17 protein-coding genes are annotated in these 21,125 nt (G+C 74.1%); 12 read left to right on the forward strand and 5 right to left on the reverse strand.

Features of this window, described 5'->3' with window-relative positions:
• Positions 1-59: 59 nt before the first annotated feature.
• On the forward strand, positions 60-2,786 hold the full coding sequence (polA, locus tag ACGFS9_RS26630) for a DNA polymerase I (RefSeq protein ID WP_393256732.1): 2,727 nt from the start codon (positions 60-62) through the stop codon (positions 2,784-2,786).
• A 784-nt stretch (positions 2,787-3,570) separates the two neighbouring features.
• Positions 3,571-5,373: a lytic transglycosylase gene (locus ACGFS9_RS26635; RefSeq protein WP_393256733.1), complete on the forward strand. Its 1,803-nt coding sequence runs from the start codon at positions 3,571-3,573 to the stop codon at positions 5,371-5,373.
• A 247-nt stretch (positions 5,374-5,620) separates the two neighbouring features.
• Here the strand turns inward: ACGFS9_RS26635 and hrpB are convergent, their stop codons facing one another.
• Both hrpB and ACGFS9_RS26645 read right to left on the reverse strand, forming a co-directional pair.
• Positions 5,621-8,203, reverse strand: a complete 2,583-nt coding sequence (hrpB, locus tag ACGFS9_RS26640) for an ATP-dependent helicase HrpB (protein WP_393256734.1) — start codon at positions 8,201-8,203, stop codon at positions 5,621-5,623.
• A gap of 133 nt (positions 8,204-8,336) precedes the next feature.
• Positions 8,337-9,197 carry a class I SAM-dependent methyltransferase gene (locus tag ACGFS9_RS26645; RefSeq protein ID WP_393256735.1) on the reverse strand — a complete coding sequence of 287 codons (861 nt, stop codon included), beginning with the start codon at positions 9,195-9,197 and terminating at the stop codon, positions 8,337-8,339.
• Positions 9,198-9,514: 317 nt separating this feature from the next.
• Between ACGFS9_RS26645 and rpsA the strand changes: the two genes are divergently transcribed.
• The 4 genes from rpsA (at position 9,515) to ACGFS9_RS26665 (ending at position 13,243) form a co-directional block, all read left to right on the forward strand.
• Positions 9,515-11,014, forward strand: coding sequence for a 30S ribosomal protein S1 (gene rpsA / locus ACGFS9_RS26650; RefSeq protein ID WP_366699234.1), 1,500 nt, complete (start codon positions 9,515-9,517; stop codon positions 11,012-11,014).
• A 172-nt stretch (positions 11,015-11,186) separates the two neighbouring features.
• On the forward strand, positions 11,187-12,125 hold the full coding sequence (locus tag ACGFS9_RS26655; protein WP_393256736.1) for a PAC2 family protein: 939 nt from the start codon (positions 11,187-11,189) through the stop codon (positions 12,123-12,125).
• Between the two features lie 78 nt (positions 12,126-12,203).
• Positions 12,204-12,812, forward strand: coding sequence for a dephospho-CoA kinase (gene coaE, locus ACGFS9_RS26660; RefSeq protein WP_393256737.1), 609 nt, complete (start codon positions 12,204-12,206; stop codon positions 12,810-12,812).
• 50 nt (positions 12,813-12,862) lie between these two features.
• Entirely contained in the window at positions 12,863-13,243 is a 381-nt protein-coding gene (locus ACGFS9_RS26665; protein WP_393256738.1) for a tetratricopeptide repeat protein, read from the forward strand.
• A gap of 52 nt (positions 13,244-13,295) precedes the next feature.
• Here ACGFS9_RS26665 and ACGFS9_RS26670 read toward each other — a convergent pair whose 3' ends face one another.
• The gene (locus ACGFS9_RS26670; protein WP_393256739.1) at positions 13,296-13,604 is read right to left on the reverse strand and encodes a DUF6343 family protein; all 309 of its coding nucleotides are present in this window, start codon (positions 13,602-13,604) and stop codon (positions 13,296-13,298) included.
• A 94-nt stretch (positions 13,605-13,698) separates the two neighbouring features.
• Here ACGFS9_RS26670 and ACGFS9_RS26675 point away from each other — a divergent pair, with 94 nt between their 5' ends.
• The 3 genes from ACGFS9_RS26675 (at position 13,699) to ACGFS9_RS26685 (ending at position 16,180) form a co-directional block, all read left to right on the forward strand.
• On the forward strand, positions 13,699-14,727 hold the full coding sequence (locus tag ACGFS9_RS26675) for an acyltransferase domain-containing protein (protein ID WP_393256740.1): 1,029 nt from the start codon (positions 13,699-13,701) through the stop codon (positions 14,725-14,727).
• A 101-nt stretch (positions 14,728-14,828) separates the two neighbouring features.
• Positions 14,829-15,527 (forward strand): class I SAM-dependent methyltransferase, encoded by a 699-nt coding sequence (locus ACGFS9_RS26680; protein WP_393256741.1) that lies wholly within the window; start codon positions 14,829-14,831, stop codon positions 15,525-15,527.
• A 197-nt stretch (positions 15,528-15,724) separates the two neighbouring features.
• Positions 15,725-16,180, forward strand: a complete 456-nt coding sequence (locus ACGFS9_RS26685; protein ID WP_393256742.1) for a DoxX family protein — start codon at positions 15,725-15,727, stop codon at positions 16,178-16,180.
• Between the two features lie 322 nt (positions 16,181-16,502).
• On the opposite strand, the gene ACGFS9_RS26690 is transcribed toward ACGFS9_RS26685, so the two are convergent.
• Positions 16,503-17,159, reverse strand: a complete 657-nt coding sequence (locus ACGFS9_RS26690; RefSeq protein ID WP_393256743.1) for an RNA-binding S4 domain-containing protein — start codon at positions 17,157-17,159, stop codon at positions 16,503-16,505.
• 134 nt (positions 17,160-17,293) lie between these two features.
• On the opposite strand from ACGFS9_RS26690, the gene ACGFS9_RS26695 reads away from it, so the two are divergent.
• Complete coding sequence (locus tag ACGFS9_RS26695; RefSeq protein ID WP_393256744.1) at positions 17,294-17,623, forward strand: hypothetical protein; 330 nt, start codon at positions 17,294-17,296, stop codon at positions 17,621-17,623.
• A 100-nt stretch (positions 17,624-17,723) separates the two neighbouring features.
• On the forward strand, positions 17,724-19,253 hold the full coding sequence (locus ACGFS9_RS26700; protein ID WP_393256745.1) for a YfcC family protein: 1,530 nt from the start codon (positions 17,724-17,726) through the stop codon (positions 19,251-19,253).
• A gap of 129 nt (positions 19,254-19,382) precedes the next feature.
• On the opposite strand, the gene ACGFS9_RS26705 is transcribed toward ACGFS9_RS26700, so the two are convergent.
• On the reverse strand, positions 19,383-19,790 hold the full coding sequence (locus ACGFS9_RS26705; protein ID WP_393256746.1) for a RidA family protein: 408 nt from the start codon (positions 19,788-19,790) through the stop codon (positions 19,383-19,385).
• A 473-nt stretch (positions 19,791-20,263) separates the two neighbouring features.
• On the opposite strand from ACGFS9_RS26705, the gene ACGFS9_RS26710 reads away from it, so the two are divergent.
• Positions 20,264-20,950 (forward strand): DUF899 domain-containing protein, encoded by a 687-nt coding sequence (locus tag ACGFS9_RS26710; RefSeq protein WP_393256747.1) that lies wholly within the window; start codon positions 20,264-20,266, stop codon positions 20,948-20,950.
• Positions 20,951-21,125: the final 175 nt, after the last annotated feature.

A 21,125-nucleotide genomic window follows, 5' to 3' on the forward strand; every position in this document is an offset into this window, starting at 1 on the left:
GCCCGCCCCGCGGGGCCGGGCGGCTCTCGTTGTCGGTGGGCCGTGGCAGGATCGGGGGTGTGGCAGAGACAGCATCGAAGAAGACCGAGAAGACCGCGGATGCGGGCCGCCCGCGCCTGATGCTCATGGACGGGCACTCACTGGCCTACCGCGCGTTCTTCGCGCTGCCCGCGGAGAACTTCACGACCGCGACCGGCCAGCCGACGAACGCCATCTACGGGTTCGCGTCGATGCTGGCGAACACGCTGCGTGACGAGGCGCCGACGCACTTCGCGGTGGCGTTCGACGTGTCGCGCAAGACGTGGCGCTCCGAGGAGTTCACCGAGTACAAGGCGAACCGGTCCAAGACCCCGGACGAGTTCAGGGGGCAGGTCGAGCTGATCGGCGAGCTGCTCGACGCCATGCACGCGCAGCGGTTCGCCGTCGACGGCTTCGAGGCCGACGACATCATCGCGACGCTGGCGACGCGCGCCGAGGCCGAGGGCTTCGAGGTGCTGATCGTGACCGGCGACCGCGACTCCTTCCAGCTGGTCTCCGAGCACACGACGGTGCTGTACCCGACGAAGGGCGTCTCCGAGCTGACCCGCTTCACCCCGGAGAAGGTCTTCGAGAAGTACGGGCTGACGCCCGCGCAGTACCCGGACTTCGCGGCGCTGCGCGGCGACCCGTCGGACAACCTGCCGGGCATCCCCGGCGTCGGCGAGAAGACGGCCGCGAAGTGGATCAACCAGTTCGGTTCGTTCGCGCAGCTCGTCGAGCGGGTGGACGAGGTCAAGGGCAAGGCGGGGCAGAACCTGCGCGACCACCTGGAGGCGGTCAAGCTCAACCGCCGGCTCACCGAGATGGTCAAGGACGTCGAGCTGCCGCGCACGGTCGCCGACCTGGAGCGCGCCGCGTACGACCGCAAGGCCCTGGCGATGGTCCTGGACACCCTGGAGATCCGCAATCCGTCGCTGCGCGAGCGGCTGCTCGCGGTCGATCCGGGCGCCGAGGAGGCGCAGGAGACGCAGCCGGTCGCCGAGGGCGTCGAGATCGACGGCGCGGTGCTGGGCGCGGGGGAGCTGGAGCCGTGGCTGGCCGGGCAGGGCGGCGCCGCCCTCGGGATGTCGACGGTCGACAGCTGGGCGCTCGGCTCGGGTTCCGTGGCCGAGGTGGCCCTGGCCTCGGGGGAGGGTCCGGCCGTCTGGTTCGACCCCGCGCGGCTGGACGAGGCCGACGAGAACGCGTTCGCGCGGTGGCTCGCCGACCCGGAGCGGCCCAAGGTGCTGCACAACGCCAAGGGCGCGATGCGGGTCTTCGCCGAGCACGGCTGGACCGTCGAGGGCGTGACCATGGACACCGCGCTCGCCGCGTACCTGGTCAAGCCGGGCCGGCGGTCCTTCGCGCTGGACGCGCTGTCCCTGGAGTACCTGGGGCGGGAGCTGGGCCCGGCCGCGGCGGCCGACGGACAGCTCGCGTTCGGCGCGGACGAGCGGGCGGAGGCCGACGCGCTGATGGCGCAGGCCCGCACGATCCTCGACCTGGGCGAGGCGTTCGAGGCGAAGCTCGCGGAGGTCGGCGCGGCCGAGCTGCTGCGGGACGTGGAGCTGCCCACCTCCGGCCTGCTGGCCCGGCTGGAGCGGCACGGCATCGCGGCGGACCGGGCGCACCTGGAGGCCATGGAGCAGATGTTCGCGGGCGCCGTGCAGCAGGCCGTGAAGGAGGCGCACGCGGCGGCCGGGCACGAGTTCAACCTCGGCTCGCCCAAGCAGCTCCAGGAGGTCCTCTTCGGCGAGCTGGCCCTGCCCAGGACGAAGAAGACCAAGACGGGCTACACCACGGACGCGGACGCGCTGGCCTGGCTGGCCGCGCAGACCGACAACGAACTGCCCGTGATCATGCTCCGCCACCGTGAGCAGGCCAAGCTGCGCTCGACCGTCGAGGGCCTGATCAAGACGATCGCCCCCGACGGCCGGATCCACACCACCTTCAACCAGACGGTCGCGGCCACCGGCCGCCTGTCGTCCACCGACCCGAACCTGCAGAACATCCCGGTGCGCACCGACGAGGGCCGCGCGATCCGCCGGGGCTTCGTGGTCGGCGAGGGCTTCGAGTCCCTGATGACCGCGGACTACAGCCAGATCGAGCTGCGCGTGATGGCCCACCTGTCGGAGGACGAGGGCCTGCTGGAGGCGTTCACCTCGGGCGAGGACCTGCACACCACGGTGGCCTCGCAGGTGTTCTCGGTGGAGCGGTCCGGGGTCGACGCGGAGATGCGCCGCAAGATCAAGGCGATGTCGTACGGCCTGGCGTACGGGCTGTCGGCGTTCGGGCTCTCCCAGCAGCTGAACATCGAGGCGGGCGAGGCCCGTGCCCTGATGGACACCTACTTCGAGCGGTTCGGCGGGGTGCGCGACTACCTGCGCCGCGCGGTCGACGAGGCCCGTGCCACGGGGTACACGGCGACGCTCTTCGGGCGCCGCCGCTATCTGCCCGACCTGAACAGCGACAACCGGCAGCGCCGCGAGGCCGCGGAGCGCATGGCGCTGAACGCCCCCATCCAGGGCACCGCCGCCGACATCGTCAAGATCGCGATGCTGAACGTGGACCGGGCGCTGCGCGAGGCCGGACTCACCTCCCGGATGCTCCTCCAGGTGCACGACGAAATCGTGCTGGAGATCGCTCCGGGCGAGCGTGAGCGGACGGAGGAGCTGCTGCGCCGAGAGATGGCCAACGCGGTGAGCCTGCGGGCCCCGCTCGACGTCTCGGTCGGCTCCGGCCCGGACTGGGAGTCGGCGGCGCACTGACCGCCCGGCGCGGCCCCTCGGCCCGGGGGCCGCGCCGTCCTGCGGGCAGCCGCCGTTCGCGCTACGCGAGCGCCGGGGACGACCCGCCGTACCCGGCCCGGCCCGTTCCGGAGCTGCGGTCGGGACCGGCGGCATGGTGCCGCCCCGCCGTCCCGTCGCCGGCTCGCGTGCCGCCCCGGCCCGAAGGCGCGCGATGGTGCCGGCCCCGACGACCCGCGACGGCGCCGGGCCCGACGGCCCGTGACGGGCGTTGCCCGGACCGTCGAGGTGTGCGGTCGCGGTGGGCGGCGGCCGCACGCCCGCGGCGCGGGCCCTCGGTGTTCCGCGGCCGTGCCGCCGGCGGTCGGGGCCGAGCGCGGCGCCTCCGGGCACGCCCGCCGGACCGGTGGCCACGTACCGGAGGCGTCGGGGACCGGCCGCGAGGACGGCCGGAACCGTTCGCCCGCGACCGCTTCCGTCCCCGCACACGCCGGACCGGAACGCCACCGCGTGACCGAGCGTGAAAGACAAGTCGTCCCCCTGTGCCGCCGGTTGGACCGATATGACCGGCCGATCGATCACCGACGGCCATGACGCGGTACGGCGGGACATGGCCAAGTGGTGAATATCGGACGCGAACGGGTCCCCGGACGACGGAAGTTGTCGTAGGGTCACCTGGGTCACCGTGCCGGGAGCACGATCGAACAACGCAACAGTCACGAGGCGGACGCGCACCCGGACCGGGGGCGCACCGGCATCGAAGGACGGCGGGCTCGCCCGGCCGTCGGTGGGAGGGCTTCACTCAATGGCGGCGCAATTCGGCAGGAGGCTGCGCAAGGGCGCGGCAACCACCGCTGTGGCCGCGGTCGCGGTCGCTGCTCTGTCCGCGTCGCAGGCGCCCGGAGTGACCGTCGACGGCCGCGGAAGACAGACCACCGGAGCCGACCTCGGCCCGGACACGGGCACCCCGCAGGACGACGGCACCGCGACCGGCAACTCCCGCTACTACACGGACCTGCCGCCGCTCGACAGCCCCGCGCCCGCGCCGAGCGCCGGCAGCGGGCCACCGGCGGCCGTCGGCGCCGCCGAGGCGGGCATCCCCGCGAGCGTCCTCGACGCCTACAAGAAGGCCGAGGCGTCGTTGCGGGCGTCCAAGCCCGGCTGCAACCTGCCCTGGCAGCTTCTCGCCGCCATCGGCAAGGTCGAGTCCGGGCAGGCCCGCGGCGGCCGGGTCGACGCGGACGGCACGACGCTGTCGCCCATCCTCGGCCCCGTCCTGAACGGCAACGGCTTCGCCAGCATCGGAGACACCGACCACGGCGCCTACGACGGGGACACCACGTACGACCGCGCCGTGGGCCCCATGCAGTTCATCCCCTCCACCTGGGAGTGGGCCGGCCGCGACGGCAACGGCGACGGCACGAAGGACCCCAACAACATCTACGACGCGGCGCTCGCCGCGGGCCACTACCTCTGCCGCTTCGACCACGACATGTCGGTCCAGGCGCAGATGAACCAGTCGATCCTCAGCTACAACAACTCGACGGCCTACCTGAACACCGTGCTGTCGTGGCTGGAGTTCTACCGCAAGGGCACCCACGAGGTGCCGGACGGCGCCGGCGCGCTGCCCTCCCGCACCGGCGGACGCATCGGTACGCCGACCGCCCGGCCCGAGCCGCCGGAGCCCGCCCGGCCCACCCCGCCGGCCGCCTCCACACCGTCCGCACCGGACGGGGGCAAGCCCGGCCCGAGCCCCGAGCCGACCGAGCCCGCCACCCCGGCCAAGCCCTCGGAGCCGGCCACGCCGCCCCCGACGACCCCGCCCGCCACCCCGACGCCCACCGAGAGGGTGGACCACCTCGCGGGGACCGCGACGAAGCTCACCGCGATGGCGGGAGCCACCTTCGCGCAGAAGATCACGGTGCGTGCCGAGGACTCGGCCGACAAGGCCGTGGCACAGGTACGGGTCCGCTTCACCGTCGTCGGCGACACCGACGCCACCTTCACGGGCGGCGAGAGCGTCGCCGTGGTGAAGACCGACGCGGCCGGCGCCGCCACCGCCCCCGCACTCGTCGCGGGCGAGAAGACCGGTGACTTCACCGTGCGCGCCACCGTCGTGGGCCGCGTCCTGCCCGGCCTGGACCACGGCGCGACCGTCACCGCCCGCGCGGCCGACGCCCTGGCGCGCACCGCGGACACCAAGCTGACCTGTGTGCCCGGCGGCGAGTTCGCCGACCGCGTCGAGCTGAAGGCCACCTACAAGGGCGCCGCCGCCGGCAAGGTCGCCGCCACCGCCACCCTCCTCGGACCCGCCGACGCCACGGCCGGCGACGCCGCCTCCGAGGACGGCGCGCCGCAGAGCGGCGCGACCGGCGACGCCGCCGCGGACGCCAAGGGCCCCTACTTCAAGGGCGCCGGCGACCAGGCCGTCCGCACCCTGACCGATCTCACCACCGACGCCGACGGCCTGCTGACACTGCCCCGGCTGTACGCCGACGACACCACGGGCACGTTCCTGCTCCGGATCACCACCACCGGCGGCGCGACGCTGACCGTCGAACTGACCGTGGCCGCCGCACCCGCGGCCGAGGAGACCCCCGCCTCCTGACACCGCGCGACCCGTTCACCCGACCGGGGCGCTCCTTCACCGTCCGGCGAAGGAGCGCCCCGGTCGTCCGTGCGCCGGCCGTGCCGTGCGCGGTGCCGACCCCGCCCGCCGCCACCGCGCCGCCGGACGGCAGGGCGCGCACCGCCGCCCGGCCGGGTCCCGCCGCACCCTCCCGGCCATCACGCCGGAGACCCGCGGACGCCTGCCCGGCGGCGCCGCGTCCGCCCCGGACGGCGGCCGCGGGCCCTCAGCGCCGGAGCCGGGCGTTGGTGAACCGCGTCGGCTCCGCGCTCGCCGGTTCCTCCGGCCACGGATGCTTCGGATAGCGCCCCCGCAGCTCGGCCCGGACGCCCTTGTAGCCGTCCCGCCAGAACGACGCCAGGTCGGCCGTCACCGCCGCCGGCCGGCCCGCCGGGGAGAGCAGGTGCACCAGCACCGGCACACCGGCCACCCGAGGCGACGCCTGAAGCCCGAACATCTCCTGCAACTTCACCGCGAGCACCGGCTGTTCGGGATCGCCGTAGTCGACGCGGACGCGCGAACCGCTCGGCACCACGATCCGCTCGGGCGCCAGCTCGTCGAGCCGGCCCGCCTCGCCCGTGGACCACGGCAGCAGCCGGTTCAGAGCCTGCCCGGCGTCGATCCGCCCCAGGTCGGCGCGCCGCCGGGCCCGGCTCAGCTCCGGCTCCAGCCACTCCGCCACGCGCGCGTGCAGGCCCGCGTCGCCGACGTCCGGCCAGGGAGCGCCGAGCCGCCCGTGCACGAACGCCAGCCGCTGCCGCAGCACCTCCGCGTCCCGCGACCACCGCAGCAGCCCGAACCCCTCCTGCCGCAGACCCTCCAGCAGCGCCTCCCGGACCGGCCCGGAACCGGCGTCCGGAAGCGGCCGCACCGCCAGCTCCACCGCGCCCAGCCGCTCCACCCGGCGCGCGACGACGTCGCCCGCGGCCCAGTGGACCTCGTCCCGCTCGGAGTGCAGTCCGGCGGCGGCCCGCCGCGCCGAGGGCTCGTCGGTGACGGCGGCGAGCCGCACCCGGGCGTGCCCGCTGCCCACCGGACGGTCGGCGACCGCCACCGCGAGCCAGGGCGCGCCCCGCAGCGGGGACCCCTCCGCGACGTCGGCGCGGGTGCCGTTGACCATCAGGTGCGAGCCGCCCCGGCCGCGCGCGAGCCGTTCGGGGAACGCCAGCGCCGCGACCAGCCCGGCGACCCGGTCGTCCCCGCTTCCTCCGTTTCCTCCGCTTTCTCCGCTTTCTCCGCTGGTTCCGCGCTCCGCGCCGGTGCCCGCCCCCGCGCCGTCGTGCCCGGTGCCCTGCCGGACGGCCTCGGCCGCGGCGCCGCGCAGCCGGCGGGACTCCGCACGCCAGCGCGCCGCGTAGGCGTCGCCGCCGCGCCGGGCCGTCCGCCACGCACCGGCCAGGTCGTCGCCGTAGCCGCGCGGGGGCTCCTCGCTCAGCAGCGCCACGACGTCGGCGGCCCGCTCCGCGCCCACCTCCGGGGCCGCGTCCAGCAGGGCGCGGGCGAGCCGGGGGTGCAGGCCGAGCCGGGACATCCGCACCCCGCGCCCGGTGGCCCGTCCCGAGGCGTCGACCGCGCCCACGGTCGACAGGACGGACCGCGCCGCCGCCATCGCCCCGCCCGGCGGCGGATCGAGCAGCGCCAGCCCCGCGGCCTCCGGATCGCCCCAGCAGGCCGCCTGGAGCGCGAACGCGGTCAGATCGGCCACCTTGATCTCCGGCGCGGGGAACCGCGCCAGCCGGCCGTCCTCCTCCTGCGCCCAGCAGCGGTACACCGCACCCGGCGCCTCCCGGCCGGCCCGGCCCGCCCGCTGCCGTCCGGCGGCCTGCGAGGCCCGTACGGTCGTCAGCGCGCCGAGCCCGCGCGCGTGGTCCACCCGCGGCTCGCGGGCCAGACCCGAGTCGACCACCACCCGCACCCCGGGCACCGTCAGCGACGACTCGGCGACCGACGTCGCCAGGACCACCCGCCGCCGCGCACCCGCCGTGAGCACCGCGTCCTGGACGGTGGCCGGCGCCCGGCCGTGCACCTGGAGGACCTCCACGCCGCCCAGGCCGCCCAACTCGCCCGCCACCCGCGCGATCTCGCCGACCCCGGGCAGGAAGCACAGGACGTCTCCGTCCCGTTCCGCGAGCGCCCGCCGCACCGTGGACGCGACGTGCGTGAGCAGCGCCGGGTCCACCCGCATCCCGTGCGGCGGCCGGACGGCACGCGCGGGCGGCGCCCACACCACCTCGACGGGATGGGAGACGCCCTGCGCCTCCACGACCGGCACGTCCCCCAGCAGCCGCGCCCAGCCGCCCGCGTCCGTCGTCGCGGACGCGGCGACCAGCCGCAGCTCGGGCCGGAGCGCGGCCCGCACGTCGAGCAGGAAGGCGGCGGCGGTGTCGGCGTCCAGATGCCGCTCGTGGCACTCGTCGAGCACGACCACGTCGACACCCGCGAGTTCCTGGTCCCGCTGAAGCCGCTGGAGCAGCACGCCCGTGGTGACGACCTCCACGCGCGTGCGCGGCCCGACCACCCGCTCCCCGCGCACGGTGAAGCCGACGCTCCCGCCGACCCGTTCGCCCAGCAGCCACGCCATCCGCCGGGCCGCCGCCCGGGCCGCGATGCGCCGCGGCTCGGCCACCACCACCCGGCGCGGCGGGCGCCCGTCGTCCAGCAGCCCGGCCAGGAACGGCGGCACCAGCGTCGTCTTTCCGGTGCCGGGCGGCGCCACCAGCACCGCCCCGCCGTGCTCCTCCAGGGCGGCGTCGAGACCGGGCAGGGCGGCGCGTACGGGCAGCCCGTCCAGGGCGTCGTGTCGGATCACGCCCCCAGTCTCGTACGGGCCCGGCGGCGGGTGCCACGCACGGGTGCGGGGCGGCCGCAGCCAGGAGCCCCCGCCCGCCGCCCCGCCCGGCGTGCCGCGGGGAGGCGTCCGCCGCCCCGGTCCGGTGCCCGCGTCAGTCCCGCTCGCACACGAAGATCGCCGTGCCCGGGAGGAGGTTGCCGCGCAACGGGGACCAGCCGCCCCACTCCTGGGTGTTCCAGGCGGGCCACTCGGGTTCGACCAGGTCGACCAGGCGGAAGCCCGCGGCCACCACGTCGCGCACCCGGTCCCCGACCGTCCTGTGGTGCTCGACGTAGACCGCGCGGCCCCGCTCGTCCTGTTCCACGTACGGCGTGCGGTCGAAGTAGGACGCCGACACCGTCAGCCCCTCGGGACCGGGCTCGTCGGGGAACGCCCAGCGGATCGGATGGGTCACGGAGAAGACGAAACGGCCCCCCGGGCGCAGCACCCGGCGCACCTCGCCCAGCACCACCACCTGATCCGCGATGAACGGCAGCGCCCCGTACGCCGAGCACGCCAGGTCGAACGAGGCGTCGGCGAACGGCAGCGCGCAGGCGTCGGCCTGGACCAGGGGAATCGCTCCGCCGATCCGCAGTGCGTGCTGGAGCTGGCGGTGGGAGAGGTCCAGGGCCACCGGGCGCGCGCCCTGTCCGGCCAGCCAGCGCGAGCACTGGGCCGCGCCGGCGCCGATCTCCAGGACGTCCCTGCCCTTGAGGTCGTCCGCCGGGCCGAGCAGTTCGGCCTCCACCTCGTCGAGCCCCTCGGGGCTCCACACGAACCGGTCGTCGCCGAGGAACGTGCCGTGCTCTATCTGGTAATCGTCCGCGTTCCGGTCCCACCAGCCCCGGTTGGCCCGCGAGCTCTCGGTGAGGTCGGCGGCACGCCGGGTGGCTTCCGGTTCGAAGGCTTCGGGCTCTTGGATGATCGGCTCCCTCGTCGTACTCTTCCGTCCAACCCGTCTCGGGCACGTCACGGCGGAGGCGTCCGGCTGCCCGCGTGGCCTCGTGAGACAGGTCTTGTGCCGGGATTGCGGCGATCCGCCCCGGGTGTGCGCCTTCGCGCATTGACCCTGCCCGGCTGCCCCCGTATGCTACAAGTTGCGCTGCGAGCCTGCGCTCCTCAGACGTAGCAGGTAACGCTCGCATCTGTATGTATGTCCCCTCGGTCTCGAGGCGCCGCCGGATTGTCCGGGTCGGCGTTTCTTTGGCTGTCCGGCTTCTACAGGGCGAAACGGGCTTCCGGCGTAAGCAGTACCTACGACTCACTGTCCGTACCGGAGCCCTTTCCCACATGACGAGCAGCACCGAGACCACCGCCACCACCCCGCAGGTTGCGGTCAACGACATCGGTAACGAGGAAGCCTTCCTCGCCGCGATCGACGAGACGATCAAGTACTTCAACGACGGCGACATCGTCGACGGCGTCATCGTGAAGGTCGACCGGGACGAGGTCCTGCTCGACATCGGTTACAAGACCGAAGGTGTCATCCCGAGCCGCGAGCTCTCGATCAAGCACGACGTCGACCCGAACGAGGTCGTCAAGGTCGGCGACGAGATCGAGGCCCTTGTTCTCCAGAAGGAGGACAAGGAAGGCCGCCTGATCCTCTCGAAGAAGCGCGCCCAGTACGAGCGCGCCTGGGGCACCATCGAGAAGATCAAGGAAGAGGACGGCATCGTCACCGGTACCGTCATCGAGGTCGTCAAGGGTGGTCTCATCCTCGACATCGGCCTCCGTGGCTTCCTGCCGGCCTCCCTCGTCGAGATGCGCCGTGTCCGCGACCTCCAGCCCTACGTGGGCAAGGAGCTCGAGGCCAAGATCATCGAGCTGGACAAGAACCGCAACAACGTGGTCCTGTCCCGCCGCGCCTGGCTGGAGCAGACCCAGTCCGAGGTCCGCCAGACGTTCCTCACCACCCTCCAGAAGGGTCAGGTCCGCTCCGGCGTCGTCTCCTCGATCGTCAACTTCGGTGCCTTCGTGGACCTGGGTGGCGTCGACGGTCTGGTGCACGTCTCCGAGCTCTCCTGGAAGCACATCGACCACCCGTCCGAGGTTGTCGAGGTCGGCCAGGAAGTCACCGTCGAGGTCCTCGACGTCGACATGGACCGCGAGCGTGTCTCCCTGTCGCTCAAGGCGACGCAGGAAGACCCGTGGCAGCAGTTCGCCCGTACGCACCAGATCGGTCAGGTCGTCCCGGGCAAGGTCACCAAGCTCGTCCCGTTCGGTGCGTTCGTCCGCGTGGACGAGGGCATCGAGGGTCTGGTCCACATCTCCGAGCTGGCCGAGCGCCACGTGGAGATCCCGGAGCAGGTCGTCCAGGTCAACGACGAGATCTTCGTCAAGGTCATCGACATCGACCTCGAGCGCCGTCGCATCAGCCTCTCGCTGAAGCAGGCCAACGAGTCCTTCGGTGCCGACCCGGCCTCGGTGGAGTTCGACCCGACGCTGTACGGCATGGCCGCGTCGTACGACGACCAGGGCAACTACATCTACCCCGAGGGCTTCGACCCCGAGACCAACGACTGGCTCGAGGGCTACGAGACCCAGCGCGAGGCGTGGGAGGGCCAGTACGCCGAGGCGCAGCAGCGCTTCGAGCAGCACCAGGCCCAGGTCATCAAGTCCCGCGAGGCCGACGCCCAGGCCGAGGCCGAGGGTGCCAGCACCTCCACCGCGGCTCCGGCCGCGTCCGGTGGCGGTTCCTACTCCTCGGAGTCGGACGACAACTCCGGCGCCCTGGCGTCGGACGAGGCCCTGGCGGCTCTCCGCGAGAAGCTCGCCGGCGGCCAGAGCTGAACGCTCCCCGCTAGGCAGTAGCTGAAGGACGTGGGCCCGCACCGTTTCGGTGCGGGCCCACGTCGTTCGTTTCGGGACCTGCCGGTGACGGACGACGGAGCGGGGCGCGGGACGGGAATGTCCGTGCTCCGCGCCCTGTTGTCGAGTACGAACACGAGGAGGAGCGGTCACAGTGCTTGATCCGCAGGGTTTGTACGCATGGGAGCCGAAGGGGCTGGCCGTCGTCGACACGGCACTCGCCCAGGAGTCGGCCGGTCTGGTCATGCTCTACCACTTCGACGGATACATCGACGCGGGGGAGACGGGCGACCAGATCGTCGACCGGGCGCTCGACTCGCTGCCCCACCAGGTCGTGGCCCGTTTCGACCACGACCGGCTGGTGGACTACCGGGCGCGCCGACCGCTGCTGACGTTCCAGCGCGACCGCTGGACGGCGTACGAGGAGCCGGCCCTGGAGGTGCGCCTCGTCCAGGACGCCACCGGCGCCCCCTTCCTGCTGCTCTCCGGCCGCGAACCGGACGTGGAGTGGGAGCGTTTCGCCGCCGCGGTCGAGCAGATCGTGGAGCGGCTCGGGGTCCGGCTCGCGGTCAACTTCCACGGCATCCCGATGGGCGTCCCGCACACCCGCCCGGTCGGCCTCACCCCGCACGGCAACCGCACCGACCTCGTCCCCGGCCACCGCAGCCCGTTCGAGGAGGCGCAGGTCCCCGGCAGCGCGGAGTCGCTGGTGGAGTACCGGCTGATGCAGGCCGGACACGACGTCCTCGGCGTCGCCGCGCACGTGCCCCACTACATCGCGCGCTCCCCCTACCCGGACGCCGCGCTGACCGTGCTGGAGTCCATCACGGCCGCCACCGGCCTGGTGCTGCCCGGCATCGCGCACACCCTGCGCACCGAGGCGCACCGCACGCAGACCGAGATCGACCGGCAGATCCAGGAGGGCGACGAGGAACTCGTCGCACTCGTCCAGGGACTTGAGCACCAGTACGACGCCTCCGCGGGCGCCGAGTCCCGCGGGAACATGCTCGCCGAACCGGTGGACATCCCCTCCGCCGACGAGATCGGCCAGGAATTCGAGCGCTTCCTCGCGGAGCGCGAGGGCGACTCCTGAGCCGGGACGCCGACGGCCCCGGCCCGCTGCGGGACGCCCGGCGGCGGACCGCCCGGGTCAGGCCCTAAGCTGCCGGACATGCTGAAGGTGGGCCTGACCGGCGGTATCGGCGCCGGCAAGAGCGAGGTGTCCCGGCTCCTGGTGGAGCACGGGGCGGTACTGATCGACGCGGACCGCATCGCGCGCGAGGTCGTCGAACCCGGAACCCCCGGTCTGTCGGCGGTCGTCGAGGCATTCGGCGCGGACGTCCTCGCCGCCGACGGGACCCTGGACCGGCCCCGGCTCGGCTCGATCGTCTTCGCCGACGCCGAGAGGCTCGCCACGCTCAACGCCATCGTGCACCCCCTCGTCGGCGCCCGCTCGCAGGCGCTGGAGGACGCCGCCCCCGAGCACGCCGTCGTCGTGCACGACGTGCCCCTGCTCACGGAGAACGGCCTGGCCCCGCTGTACGACCTGGTGGTCGTCGTCGACGTCCGCCCCGAGACCCAGCTCGACCGCCTCGTCCGGCTGCGCGGGATGACCGAGGAGGACGCGCGCGCCCGCATGGCCGCCCAGGCCGCCCGTGACAAGCGCCTGGCGATCGCCGACATCGTCATCGACAACGACGTGCCCCTGGACGCCCTGGAGCGCCGGGTGGCCGAGGTGTGGGAGGCGCTGGCCCGCCGGGCCCGGCAGCCGAAGGAATAGCGCTCCGCGCGAGGGGCGTTGAACCGGTGCAGCGAGGGAAGGACTCTGCCGTGCCCGAGACCAGCGAACCCACCGGACGCACCCCGGAGACGCATGTCATCGACTTCCGCGCCGCCGAGCAGTTGCTGGACGCGCGTGACCCGCGGGGTGCGGTGAAGCTGCTGGACGGCGTCATCGCCGCCCACCCCGAGAACACGGCGGCCCGGCTGCTGCGCGCGCGGGCCTTCTTCGCCGCCGCCCAACTGCGCCCGGCCGAGCTGGAGTTCACGATCGTCCTGGAGCGTGAGCCGGACAACGCCTTCGCCCACTTCGCCCTCGCCCGGACCTATGAGCGCCAGCGGCGCCCCGAGCAGGCCAAACGCCACTTCCGGCTGGCGGCGGCGCTGGACCCCAGGCCCCAGTACCTGCAAGCGGCACGGTTCGACTCCTAGGGCGCACCGGGTGGGGGCCGCGGAGCGCGCGTGGCGCGAGGCGGGTGCGGCCTCAGGGATGAGACGGCTTCGAGGGCCGCCGTGGCGGGGGACGCGGCGTGCGCCGGTCGTCGACCGGCCGGTACGGCGGTATGTCACGGCCCGGCTGGTAGTGGGGTCCCTGCCGGATGTGCCGGACGATCATCGTCATGTCCACGGTGGCGAGCAGCCACAGCGCCGCGCACGCCGCGGCCCAGCCCGGCCGGCCCGCCAGCACGAACGCCACGGTTCCGGCGACGGCCCAGAGCAGGCCCCACACGCTCAGCCAGAACCGCGCCCGCAGGGCACTGCGCGCTGTCACCGGTTCACTGCCCGTACGCATCCGAGTCACCGCTCCCACGGTGAAACGTACTCTTCGTGGTGCACGTTCACCACAGGAGAGCGGCCCGGGGAACGGGCCGCCGGGGGAGGCGGCAGTGCTGCTGAGAGAGGTGCGGGCGGACGCCAGGCTCGCCGAGTGCCTCAAGGAACTGGAGCGTGCGGGCCCGCCCCCGCGGGAAGCGTCGCTTCCCGACCCGGACGACCTCCCCGACGTCCTGCTCGACCTGGCCGTCCCGCACGAGCACATCAACGAGATCGTCTCCCTGAGCGTCCGGCTGGCCGAGGAACCGGAGGCCACGACCCTCCTCGCCCGCTGCGTCGCCCGCTTCGTCCGCGACATGGGCGAGGTGGGCACGGCCTGGGACCCGCCCGTGTTCCCCGCACGGACCGGGGCCCTGGGCCGCTGCTTCCCGCTGTTCGTCTTCGTCGCCGCCCTCCCGCACGTCCGGGCCCACCACCGCCGACGGGGTGTCCCGGACGAGGTGTCCCGGCGCACGCTCGCCGACCTGGGCCGTCACGTGGCCGTCCACCACCGCCGTGCGGGCGGGCCCGGACTGCTCTTCCCGTGGTGGACGGCGCTGCCCTTCCACGGCGAGCTGTTCCAACTGGGCCGGCTGCAGTTCCAGCGGGCGGTGCTCGGCCGGCGCACCGGCCGGGCCGTCGCGGCGGCCGGACTCGGACGCGGTCCCGGAGACCCCTGTCTCAGCCTGCACATCACCGACTTCCGCGGCCCGCTGTCGCCGGCCGCGTGCGACCACTCGCTCGGCCTGGCCCGGGACTTCTTCGCCCGTCACTATCCCGAGGAGCGGCACGCGGTCGCCGTCTGCCGCTCCTGGCTCCTCGATCCGCAGCTCAAGCGGTATCTGCCCGCCGACTCGAACATCATCCGCTTCCAGGACCGGTTCACGCTCGTGCCGGAGGAGGCGAACCCCGACGACGCGGCGCCCGTCGGGTTCGTCTTCGGCGACCCCGACCTGCCCGTCGGGACGCTGCCCCGGCGCACCGGCGTCGAGCGCGCCGTGGGCGACCACCTGCGCGCGGGCGGCCACTGGTACGGGGGCAGCGGGTGGTTCGCCCTTCAGGGCACCGGTCGGCACCCCTCGGCGCCGACCGGCATCGGGTGAGGACCGCCGGCCGCCCGGCCGCGCCCCGCAGGGCCGCCGGTCATCCGCACGGGCGAACGCGCGGAGGGAACACCGGTGCGGGCGCCGCCCGTTGGACGGACATGAGGACCGAGAAGCGTCAGGGGCACGACGGCACGGGCCCGGGAGCCATCACGCCGGACGGCTGTGCCGTCGAGCTCTACGCGCGGCTGCCGGTCGGCGCCGAGCCGGACATCGTCGCCGCGGCCGTCCCGCGGGCCGCGCGCATCCTCGAACTGGGCTGCGGGGTCGGGCGGATGACCCACCCGCTGCTGGAACGCGGCTTCGCGGTCACCGCGGTGGACGAGTCCGCCGAGATGCTGGCACACGTCCGCGGAGCACCCACCGTGCGCAGTGCCATCGAGGACCTCGACCTCGAAGAGAAGTTCGACGTGGTGCTGCTGGCCTCCTTCCTCGTCCACTCCGGGGACCTCCGGGTGCGCAGGGCGATCCTCGACACCTGCCGGCGCCACGTCGCCGACCGGGGCTGCGTGCTGATCCAGCGCGAGGGGCCGGACTGGCACGGCGACGTACCGCGGGAGCGCCGTGACCCGAGCGGCCTCGTCGTCCGCGTGCTGTCGGCGGACCCGGTCGGCGACGGTGTCGACGAGGTCCGCGTGGAGTACGTGTTCCCGGACGCCCGCTGGACGCAGACCTTCCTGTCCCGGCCGCTGACCCGGAGCGCCTTCGAGGGCGCGCTGGGCGAGGCGGGGCTGCGCGTCGACCGCTATCTGACGGAGGACGGGACGTGGGCGAGGGCGGTGGCGGCGCACACCGGGTGAGGCCACCGGCCGGGGTCCGGCTGCGGCGTGCCGGGTGGCGAGGACGCGGGGGAGGGGCAGCGGCGGCCCCCGGCGGCCTCGCGGTGGTGGGTCCGCCGCCTCGCCCCGCGCGGGACGCGCGCCGACCGATGAGTTTCCGGCGCCGCCCGGGTCTGTCCATGCGTCGGCACCAAGCACCGCTACCCCGGGAGACCACCGTGTCCGAGACCACCCTTCCCTCCGCTTCCGCTTCCGCCTCCGCCCCGGCCACGGCGGGTTCGCGCCGCGCCCGGATCGCCCTGACCGCTCTTCAGGTCGTGCTCGGACTCTTCTACGCGATCGCCAGCGCCCTCCCCAAGCTGATCGCCCACCCGTCGGCGACCGAGGCGTTCGACAAGCTCGGCTGGGGCCACACGGGGATGTACCTCATCGGCGCGCTCGAACTCGCGGGCGGGATCGCCCTGATGATCCCGCTCCTCGACGCGGTGGCGGCGGTGGCCCTCATGGCCCTGATGGCAGGCGCCTTCATCGCCAACGTCGCCGTCGTCCACGGCCCGTACGCGGCCACCCCGCTCGTCCTGATGCTGCCGCTCGCCCTCATCGCCTGGGCCAGGCGCGGCCACGCGGCGGACCTGGTCCGCCTGGTCCGGCGACGGACGCAACGGCGCGCGTGACGACGGACCACCGGCATCGGAGGGCTTCCCCCGGCGGGGGAAGCCCTCCGGCGGTGTGCGGCCCCGGGCAGTGACCGGGGCCGGGGCCCGCGGCGACGCCGGGCGGGGCAGTGGTCCCCCGACCCGCCGGAATCATCCTGGTGAGCCGTGAGCCGTGAGCCGTGAGCCGTGAGCCGTGAGCCGTGAGCCGTGAGCCGTGAGCCGTGAGCCGTGAGCTGTGAAGTCGGTTAGTGCGCGGGCCGGTTCGCCCGGCAGCGGTGAGCCGGCCGGGCCGTGGGGCCGGCGAGACGGGCCGGTCGCAGGCCCAGGGGCCCCGGGGGGGCTACGAGCCGGGCGAACGGCGGCCCGAGGCGCGCCGGGACGCCTCGGACGGTCCGCCCGGACCGGAGGCCGAGGGGCCCGCGGACCGTACCGGGCCGGAGGAACCGGCCTGCATGCCCCGCAGACGTTCCATGTCGCGGCGGTCCCGCTTGGTCGGGCGGCCCGCTCCGCGGTCCCTGACGCCGGCCGGGGCCACCGCCTCCCGGGGCGGGGGCGGCGGGCTGTTGTCCACGTAGCACTCGACGGCGACGGGGGGACCGACGCGCTTGCGGATCACGCGCCGCACCACGACGACCCGCTCCCGCCCCTCGTGGCGCAGCCGGACCTCGTCGCCGACCCGGACACCGTAGGCGGGTTTGACGCGCTCGCCGTTGACCCGCACGTGTCCTCCGCGGCAGGCGGTGGCGGCCACCGAGCGGGTCTTGACGAGCCGGACGGACCAGATCCACGCGTCGATGCGCACGCTCTCCCCGGCGGCGGGCCCCGCACCGGCGGCGGCGATCACCGCCGCCGCCCTGGCGGCGGCGGAATCGGCGGATGAGCCGCCGGAACGTGCCCCCGCGGTGTTCCGGCCGCGCGCGGCGCCGTCGTCCGCGGACCGGGTCCCGTCGCCCGCGCCCGTGCCGCCCGTCTCCCCGTCAGCGTCCTGAGAAGCCATGCCCCGACTCTAACGCCCGGCGTCCCCGCCGCCGCACGGCTTTTCCGTCGCACGGACCACCCCGGATGCGGGGGCCCGGGGCTGCGCCGAGGCTGGCCGTTGAGTCGGTGCGCCGAACGACAGAGGGGACCGCCGTGGTCACAGCAGCGAAGGCCGACGCCCCGACGGACGGCCTGCGCGCCGATCCGGAGCGGCTCGCCGCCATCCCCTCCGCCGCGTTCCCCGGCTTTCCGCCGGAACCGGTGCCGCAGGCCCACACCCTGCTCGTGAGAATGCTGCGGGACGCGGGGGTGGAGCGGGTCGCGCGGCTCGACCTGCCCGACACCGCCCCCGTCGTCTTCGCGGAGATCACGCCGGCCCCGGACGCGCCGACGTGCCTTCTCCCCTCCCACGACGCCGTGCGGCCGCCCCGGGACGAGGATTCCCGGCCGTCCCCGCCCGTCGAGCCGGGAGCCGGCGCGTGACCGCGGATGCGTCCCGGCCGCCGTCCGGCGCACTCCACCGCCGCCCGCCGGGCCCCACCGCGGCCGACACCGCCTCCGGTGCCCGGGACGGGGGCCTGCGATGAGCGCCCCCACCGAGAGCCGGCCCACCGGTACCGAGCCGCCGCGCCGGCGCGGGTTCACCTTCCCGAGCGCGCTCACCGTCCTCGCGATCGTCACCGTCGCCGTGTGGGCGCTGGCCTTCCTGATCCCGGCCGGACAGTACGACCGCACGCCCGCGGGCCGGCCGATCCAGGGCACCTACCACCGCGTCGACTCCGGCCGCAGCCTCGCCGACCGCCTCGACGACCTCTTCCTCTCTCCCGTCAACGGCCTGTACGGCATCCTGGACGGGAAGACGGAGCTGGTCGGACCGGACTTCGCGGGCGAACTGTACGGAAGCGCGGGCGTGTTCCTGTTCGTGCTCGCCATCGGGGCCTTCATCACCGTGGTGTTCGCCACCGGTGCGCTCGACCGGGGGATCGGCCGGCTGGCCCACCGGCTGCGCACCCGGGGAGCGCTGCTGATCGCGGGCATCATGGTGGTCTTCTCCGTGCTCGGCACGGTCGAGGGGTTCGCCGAGGAGACCCTCGGGTTCTACGGCCTGATCGTGCCGTTGATGCTGGCGCTGGGCTACGACCGGATGGTGGCCGTCGGCACGATCATCCTCGGCGCCGGCGTCGGGGTGCTGTGCTCGACGGTGAACCCCTTCGCCACGGGCGTGGCCTCCTCCGCCGCCGACATCTCGCTGGGCGACGGCATCGTGCTGCGCTTCGTGATGTGGGTCGTGCTGACGGCGGTGACCGTCGCCTACGTCGTCCGGTACGCGCGCCGGGTGCAGAGGCGGCCGGAGCGCTCGGTGACCGGATTCCTGCCGGGGGACCGCGAGCACGCCCGCGACGCCTCCGGGGAGGTGCCGGAGCTGACCGGCCTGCACAAGGCGGTGCTCGTCACCACGGCCCTGGTCTTCGCCTTCATGATCTTCTCGGTCGTGCCCTGGTCCAGCGCGCTCACCGGCAAGGCGGACGCCCGGCCCTACGGCTTCGAACTCGGCTGGTCCTTCCCGCAGCTGGCCGCCCTCTTCGTGTGCGCGGCCGTGCTCGTCGGGGTGGTGGCGCGGATGGGCGAGCAGAAGCTGAGCGCGACGATCGTCCAGGGGGCCGCGGACTTCATCTCACCCGCGCTGGTGATCGTGCTGGCCCGCGGGGTCACCGTCATCATGAACAACTCCAAGATCACGGACACCGTGCTGCACTCGATCGAGGGCGTCGTGCAGGGCACCTCGTCCGGCCTGTTCGCGATCATCGTCTTCGTGGTGAACCTGCCGCTCGCCTTCCTCATCCCCTCCACCTCGGGGCACGCGACCCTCGCCATGCCGATCCTCGCCCCGCTCGCCGACTTCGCGGGCGTCTCCCGCGCCGTCGCCGTCACCGCCTGGCAGGCCGCGAGCGGCTGGATGAACCTCTGGGTGCCCACCACCGCCGTCACCATCGGCGGCGTGGCGCTCGCCAAGGTCGGCTACGACAAGTACCTCCGGTTCGTCTTCCCGCTGCTCGCGCTCCTGTTCGTGCTGATCTGCGGCTTCCTGGCCGCGGGCGCGGCGATGACGTAGTCCGGCGCGCGCCCCTCCGGCCCGCCCGACCTCCGGCCCGCCCGACCTCCGGGCCGTTCGGACGCGGAGCCCGGGGCCGCCCGGGCGGCGGTCCCGCGGCCGGCGAACGTCGCGGCGCACCAGCACGGTTCACCCGGCGGCCGGTACGACCGCGGTCGCGGTGATCTCGACCAGCTGCCCGGTGTACCCGAGGCAGGCGACCCCGAGCAGTGTCGACGCGTGCGGGCCCGTGCGGAGCCCGGACTCCTGGACGACGTCCCAGACGGCGCTCAGGACGGCGGGCTCGGCACCGACGACGTAGACGTCGGTGGCCACCACGTGCGCCATGTCGCTGCCCACGGCCCGCAGTTGTGCGTCGAGATTGGCCAGCACCTGCACGGCCTGCCGGACGGGATCGCCCGCTCCGACCAGTTCGCCGTCGGCGTCGAGCGGCACCGACCCGGCGAGGAAGGCCAGCCGTGTCCCGGCCTCGACGACGGACGCGTGCGCGTAGCCGGGCGGCGGGAAGAGGGAGGGGACGGTGACACGCTGGATCACGGGGGTACTCCTGCCGGACGGGTGCGGTGCGGGACGGAACCGGGGCGCGGCGAGCGCACCCCGCCGATCATGCGCCGCGGACCCGTCGAACCGCACCCGGATTCCCGGGACGGGAGTCCGTTCGACGCCCGTGTCCTCACCGCGCGCCCTCGACGGCGCGGGCGTGGAGGCGGGAGGCGGGTCCGTCGACGGTGGACGGCGAGGAGATCCCCCAACGGGGCGCCGGACCTGCCGGAGTGCGGTCGGCGGCGGCTCGGTGGCACGCGGGCGCCCGGGACCGAGCGGCCGGAGGGCGGCAGACCATCGCGTCCTGCACGCCGTCGGCCTCCCACACCCCCACCGCCCCGCCCACATCCGGGAAATTGGTCTGTCGGGGAAATTGGTCCGTCGGCGAAGAAGTCCTCCGTGCGGCGATGAGTTCTCCGCGTCCCGCCGGTCACCACGGAGCAGGCACCGCTTTGTTGGAGGGACACATGACGCTTCCGGAGATCGTCTCGCGTGAGGAGTGGCGCGCCGCGCGCGAGGAACTGCTGGTCAGGGAGAAGGCGGCGACGCGCGCGCGGGACGCGCTCAACGCCGCCCGGAGGCGGCTGCCGATGGTCGCGGTGGAGAAGGAGTACGTCTTCGAGTGCGGCGACGGCAAGGTGACCCTGCCCGACCTCTTCCGGGGCCGGCACCAGCTCGTCGTCCAGCACTTCATGTTCGCCCCCGAGTGGGACGCCGGCTGCCGGAGCTGCTCGGCCTTCCTCGACCAGATCGGTCACCTCGCCCATCTGCGGGCCCGCGGGACCGAGTTCGCCGTGGTGTCGCGGGCGCCGTACACGAAGATCCTGCCGTTCAAGGCGCGGATGGGGTGGACCGTGCCCTGGTACTCCTCGTTCGGCGGCGACTTCAACCACGACTTCGAGGTCTCCCTCGGCGGGGACGAACCCGCGGAGCGCCCCGGTGTGAGCTGCTTCCTGCGGGACCGCGACCGCGTCTTCCACACGTACTCCACCTACGGACGCGGCCTGGACGGGCTCGGCTCCACGACCTCCCTGCTCGACCTCACCGCCCTCGGCCGGCAGGAGGACTGGGAGGAGCCCACGGGGCGCGCGTCGGCACTGGGGGCGCCCGCTGGGAGCGAACGCATCCGCTACCACGACGAGTACGACGACTGAGACCTCCGGGCCACCGGCCGCGGAGCGACCCCCTCCACCCCGCCCGACCTGCGGCCTCGCGCTGCCGGTGTGCCGGATCGGCCCGTAACGGGCTGTGTGACGCGGTGTCGGCTTCGTCTCAGTACGGTCACCTCCCGAGTCGTTCTGCCTCCGGCAGGCGTTTAACTCCTGAAAG

This window comes from Streptomyces sp. NPDC048566 (assembly GCF_043199735.1).
Taxonomy (GTDB): Bacteria; Actinomycetota; Actinomycetes; order Streptomycetales; family Streptomycetaceae; genus Streptomyces.

Bases quoted from the DNA above. Each gene is read 5' to 3' on its own strand.
- ACGFS9_RS26635 (WP_393256733.1), top strand. From the start codon at position 3,571: ATGGCGGCGCAATTCGGCAGGAGGCTGCGCAAGGGCGCGGCAACCACC.
- rpsA (WP_366699234.1), top strand. From the start codon at position 9,515: ATGACGAGCAGCACCGAGACCACCGCCACCACCCCGCAGGTTGCGGTC.
- coaE (WP_393256737.1), top strand. From the start codon at position 12,204: ATGCTGAAGGTGGGCCTGACCGGCGGTATCGGCGCCGGCAAGAGCGAG.
- ACGFS9_RS26670 (WP_393256739.1), bottom strand. From the start codon at position 13,604: ATGCGTACGGGCAGTGAACCGGTGACAGCGCGCAGTGCCCTGCGGGCG.
- ACGFS9_RS26680 (WP_393256741.1), top strand. From the start codon at position 14,829: ATGAGGACCGAGAAGCGTCAGGGGCACGACGGCACGGGCCCGGGAGCC.
- ACGFS9_RS26690 (WP_393256743.1), bottom strand. From the start codon at position 17,159: ATGGCTTCTCAGGACGCTGACGGGGAGACGGGCGGCACGGGCGCGGGC.
- ACGFS9_RS26700 (WP_393256745.1), top strand. From the start codon at position 17,724: ATGAGCGCCCCCACCGAGAGCCGGCCCACCGGTACCGAGCCGCCGCGC.
- ACGFS9_RS26710 (WP_393256747.1), top strand. From the start codon at position 20,264: ATGACGCTTCCGGAGATCGTCTCGCGTGAGGAGTGGCGCGCCGCGCGC.